The sequence below is a fragment of the Dyella sp. genome (assembly GCF_035277725.1).
GTDB lineage: Bacteria > Pseudomonadota > Gammaproteobacteria > Xanthomonadales > Rhodanobacteraceae > Dyella_B.
The window spans coordinates 1-4678 of the sequence record NZ_DATEJY010000028.1 but is presented as its reverse complement, the minus strand read 5'-3'; the positions used below and the strand labels follow the sequence as shown (position 1 = coordinate 4678).

7 protein-coding genes are annotated in these 4678 nt (G+C 60.4%); 2 read left to right on the top strand and 5 right to left on the bottom strand.

What is annotated here, in order from left to right:
* Positions 1-288: 288 nt before the first annotated feature.
* From VJR68_RS01795 to VJR68_RS01780, 4 genes are all read right to left on the bottom strand, one after another.
* Positions 289-834 carry a DUF488 domain-containing protein gene (locus VJR68_RS01795; protein WP_324145832.1) on the bottom strand — a complete coding sequence of 182 codons (546 nt, stop codon included), beginning with the start codon at positions 832-834 and terminating at the stop codon, positions 289-291.
* A gap of 8 nt (positions 835-842) precedes the next feature.
* Entirely contained in the window at positions 843-1058 is a 216-nt protein-coding gene (locus tag VJR68_RS01790) for a DUF2945 domain-containing protein (RefSeq protein WP_324145833.1), read from the bottom strand.
* A 20-nt stretch (positions 1059-1078) separates the two neighbouring features.
* Positions 1079-1321, bottom strand: coding sequence for a hypothetical protein (locus tag VJR68_RS01785; RefSeq protein WP_324145831.1), 243 nt, complete (start codon positions 1319-1321; stop codon positions 1079-1081).
* Positions 1322-1558: 237 nt separating this feature from the next.
* Positions 1559-2182, bottom strand: coding sequence for a PadR family transcriptional regulator (locus tag VJR68_RS01780; RefSeq protein WP_324145830.1), 624 nt, complete (start codon positions 2180-2182; stop codon positions 1559-1561).
* A gap of 98 nt (positions 2183-2280) precedes the next feature.
* Between VJR68_RS01780 and VJR68_RS01775 the strand changes: the two genes are divergently transcribed.
* The gene (locus VJR68_RS01775) at positions 2281-3483 is read left to right on the top strand and encodes an NAD(P)/FAD-dependent oxidoreductase (RefSeq protein ID WP_324145829.1); all 1203 of its coding nucleotides are present in this window, start codon (positions 2281-2283) and stop codon (positions 3481-3483) included.
* Here VJR68_RS01775 and VJR68_RS01770 read toward each other — a convergent pair.
* Entirely contained in the window at positions 3444-4142 is a 699-nt protein-coding gene (locus VJR68_RS01770; RefSeq protein ID WP_324145828.1) for a B3/B4 domain-containing protein, read from the bottom strand. The two genes, VJR68_RS01775 and VJR68_RS01770, sit on opposite strands and share 40 nt — an antisense overlap.
* A gap of 54 nt (positions 4143-4196) precedes the next feature.
* Here VJR68_RS01770 and VJR68_RS01765 point away from each other — a divergent pair.
* The coding region (locus VJR68_RS01765) for a helix-turn-helix domain-containing protein (protein ID WP_324145827.1) at positions 4197-4678 on the top strand (482 nt) is incomplete at its 3' end.

The window sequence follows — 4678 nt, the reverse complement described above, 5'->3', positions numbered from 1 at the left end:
TCGCTGTCCGGGGAAAGTTTTGCTTGTTTAAGCGAAATGGCTAAAAAGCTCGTCGTCCCGGCGAAAGCCGGGACCCAGCGACTTGCGGATACTCAAAGGCACTGGACCCCGGCGTTCGCCGGGGCGACGAGTTGCTAGCTTTGAATTTGCTGGAAAAAAAGGGGCTTCGGTTGAGTTGCAGATGTTTGCCTGGAGCGCAGCGAATTTCCCCGGACAGCAATGAGCGAAAGCTGGAATGACGGGGCGCGAGTTCGGAGCGATTTCACCCCAACCCTACGAACGCACTTTTTACGCTTGCTCGCCAGCTGCAGGGTACGTAAGCGTGTCGTCCGGTTGAAGGACAACGCCGTCTGTAAGCCGGGCCGCATCGATATGCCCTGACCCCAGTATGTGGAGCACGGTTTCGTCGCGCGCCAGCAGGTAATCCGCGATGATGCGCCGATGGCAACGCCACCACACCGCTTCCGAACACATGATTGCGCAACGATAGCTGCGTCCCTGTGCAATCAGGTGTTCCAGCCCGACGCGGAATGCGTCTGAAAGCGCATAGTCCGCGTAGTTGTGGAAACTCTGGTTGATCCAGAACGCATTGACGCCGGCAGGCACCGGCTTGGATTTGCCGCGCCGGCCGCCGAGAGCGGCGATATGTTCATACGATAGATCGAAGGGGCGCAGCGCTTCCGGCAGCGCGGTCTCGTTGAATTGCGGGTTGGTGCGCGATCGCGGGAAGGCTCTGACATCGATGACGCGTTGAACGTCCGCTTCGCGCAGCAGTGCGATGAAATCGTCCAGGCTGCGGTTTGAATGGCCGATGGTGAAGAACGGAAGCGCCACGCGGTGCCTTAGGAACGTAGATGCCGAAGTGCATGGCCTTTATGAGCAGCGATGTGATCGGTCTTGTCGCTCTTGATTTCGTATTGCGGGTCTTTTGCCGAGGCGTGGTGCGTATGCCCCTTGTAATCGAAATCTTTGGTGTGAACGGCCACGATGGTGCCGCTGACTCGCCCGGCTTCGGAATTCCAGCTGACGTGGTCACCCACTTTGAACGTCATGCTCATCGTCATGGCCGCGCTTTCAGCTACAACTTGAAATACCAGACCGGCGCGCAGGCCACCGCGCCCGCTAAAGCTTGCAAGGCTAAAATCCCCACCGCGTATTTGGGATTGCGTCGTAGCCATTTGAAGGCAAAAAACGCGATGACGGGTATTTGCAAGGTAATGAGCAACTGAAACAGGTGCGCCGTTGCGCTTTCATCGGTCTCGCGTGCGTGGCCAAAGAAGATCACGTGGCCGGCGACCAGGCACAGCGCGGCGAAGGACATTGCCAAGGGAATCCATGCGCTTGGACGCGTCAAGGTGCTGGAATTCATAACCGTTCCCCGCGTGGACGTGCGAGGGATTATGCTGCCGGCGATCGGGTTTATGCCATAAGAAAGCGTCGAAACGATGTTGAAGATGCCATGGTCGACGCATGCACTATCGAGTCAGCAGGCTCAGTTAAGCACCAAAGTCACTGGGCTCCGGCCTTCGCCGGAGCGGCGAGGTATCCATAACCTCCATCAATCCAGCTTGCCGCTCTCGAACTGCGCCGCCAGCTTGCGCAGCCATTTCTCGTTCCAGGTCATCTCGCCCGACTCAAGCTCGGCGATCAATCCATCCAGCCATTTGATTTCGGCCTTCAGCAACACCTGCTTGTATTCGTCATCCAGCAGGCAGAGCCGTGGCAGCCCTTTGGCCAGCATCGTCTTCATGGCAGACGATGCGTGGGATAGCTGCCGCTTTTGGGCTTCGCGGCGCCGCTGCAGCTGCGCAAGCACCACATTCGGAGAAAGCGCCATCAACGTGGCCAGCGCGGCGGGAAATTCGTTGAACTCGCGCCGTGGCTCGGCAAGCATGCCTTCGAGCCAGGCGTAGAAGGTTTTCTTGCCCAAGGGCGTGATCTCATACACCACGCGTTCCGGCCTGCCCTCGTCCTGCCGGGTTTCGCGTACGCGTATCAACTCGGCCGCCTGCAGCTGGGCAATCGTCTGGTAGACGCTGTTGCGTTGAGCCACGTTGACGACGTTGTTTTTGCCGCGCTGCTTGATCAGCTCGTGCATGCGGTACGCGTGCGATGGCGCTTCCAGCACGAAAGAAAGAATCACCATCGCCAGGGGCGATCGCTGTCGTTGGCGGGTTTTCACCTGCGCATCCTGAGGCCGGCCCGGGACGCATCTTGCGGTCATAATCATTTTATGTCTATATAGTCATAATATGACCTATCATCATCAAGGGTGAACCCATGGCAGCCGTAAAACATGCACTTGTCATCGGGGGCGGCATTGCCGGTCCTGTCGTAGCGTTGGCGCTGTCGAAAGCGGGCATCCGCTCAACCATTTACGAGGCATACCCGACCGCCGCAGACGGCGTGGGTGCCGCGCTGATGCTGGCGCCCAACGGTCTGGAGGCGCTGAAAATCATCGGTATCGATGCCGAGCGGCAAGCCATCGGCCGGCCTATTTCGCACATGACCATCGCCAACAGCCGCGGAAAAATTCTCAGCCGCTTCAGCGGCGTGAACGGCATGCACCCCGGCCGCGTGATATGGCGCCCCGATCTCTACCGGGCGCTGCGCAAGGCAGTGGAAGATGCCGGCATCCCCATCGTGTATGGCAAACGCGTGATCGGCGCCAGCGAAACGGCCGATGGTGTGCAGGTGCAATTTGCCGATGGCACTCATGCCAGTGGCGAAGTTCTGATCGGCGCGGATGGCATTCGCTCGGCCGTGCGTGAACTGATCGATCCGAATGCGCCGTCGCCGCACTACACCGGCCATCTGGGTTTTGGCGGTGGCGCACCACACGGCACGATCGACGCCGCCTCCGGCACGATGACCTTCGTGTTCGGCAAGCACGGCTTTCTCGGCTACTGGTCCGATCCTGACCAAGGCATTTGCTGGTTCGGCAGCCTGCCGCACGACACACCGCTGTCGATGGCGGAGGCGCGCAAGATACCGGCGTCACAATGGATCGATCGCCTGCGTGAACTTTATCGCGACGATCAGCCCGCACAAACGCTGCTGCAATACGCCGATCCGAACCTGCTGATTGCCACCGGCGGAAGCGAAATGATGCCGCCGGTTCCGCGCTGGCATAGCGAGAGGATGGTGCTGGTCGGCGATGCGGTGCACGCGCCCTCGTCCAGTTCCGGCCAGGGTGCGTCACTGGCGATAGAAAGCGCCATTCAACTCGCGCGTTGCTTGCGCGACATGCCGAATGCCGCCGAGGCGTTTGCCTGCTACGAACGGCTGCGCCGTGGCCGCGTCGAACAGGTGGCGGCGCAGGCTGCCAAGTCCAACAGCCAGAAAGCCTCCGGACCGTTGATGAAAGCGTTGATGCACATGCTCATGCCGATCGCCCTGAAGATCTTCTTCAAGCCGGAGAAGATGTTCGGTGGGCAACACGGTTACAGAATCGATTGGGAAGCCGCGGCAAGGTACAGCTGAGTCGTGCGTACGTCCGGGCTCAGCCGGCGCAGGCCTTCGATCAATCGCTCGCCTGCTTCAAGCAGTGCATCGCCTGGCATGGGGTCCAGACGTTCCAGCACAAACCACATCTCGGTACTGTGCTCGGTAATGCGCGTGCGAAGCCCTTGCCGCCAGTTCCAACGCCGGCACGTGACACCACGTGCATCGCACCAGATCACCTCGCCCTGCTCCACGGTTTCGATCTTCGGCGCGCCTTCGGCCATCGTCTCGAACGATTCGTTGCCGGATGCACGCATCAGATGCGGTACACCGTCGTACAGCGCCGCATCTTCGCCACCGACCGGAAGCGCATAGCGCACGCTGATGGCGTTATAGAGATCCACCACAGCATTGACTGCCGGCAGCATCTGGTCGCGCAGGGCTCGCTTGTGCAACGCCTCGGCGGAGCACGGCGTGCGCTGCGGCTTGGCGCCGAAGGCCTTATAGGCATCGCGCCACGCAGCAAGGTGTGCTTCCGCCCACGGCGCCGCGCGCAGATCATGGCAAGCCTGACGCAGCAGTTCGGTGCCATGCGCATCGCTGGCAGTATTGCGTGCGTTTTCGGCGTAGATGCTTAGCGCCGCGAAATCCGGGCGCAGCGCGAAAATGTCCGGCGCGATCGAAGGTTGGAATGCCATGTGGGAGAGATTGCCGTGTTGACGAGAAAGAAGGGACGGCCGCAAAATGCCCCAATGACCGCCAAAGTCAATATATTGACCGACGATACGCCAGCCAGCGATCCGGCACAAGCCCTGCATGCAGCGATCGCAACACGCATGGCAAGGCTGCGCAAAGCGCGTGGACTGTCTTTCGATCAGCTGGCTGCCCGCTGCGATGTGAGCAAGGGCATGCTGGTGCAGATCGAACAAGGCAACGCCAATCCGAGTATCGGCACGCTATGCCGCATCGCGTCCGGCTTGAAGGTATCGGTGGCGGAACTGGTTGCGGTGGCGGACACCGGGCAACGTGCCGTGCGCATCATTGCGCCGGACGAAACACCTACGCTGTGGACCGGACCGCTCGGCGGCACGGCTCGCTTGCTGGTCGGTTCGGAAGGTCCGGAAATGCTGGAACACTGGATGTGGGAACTGCATCCTGGCGAGCGGTTTCAGGCCCAAGCACATCCATCCGGCACCCAGGAACTGTTCCATGTGCTGGAAGGGGAATTGCTGCT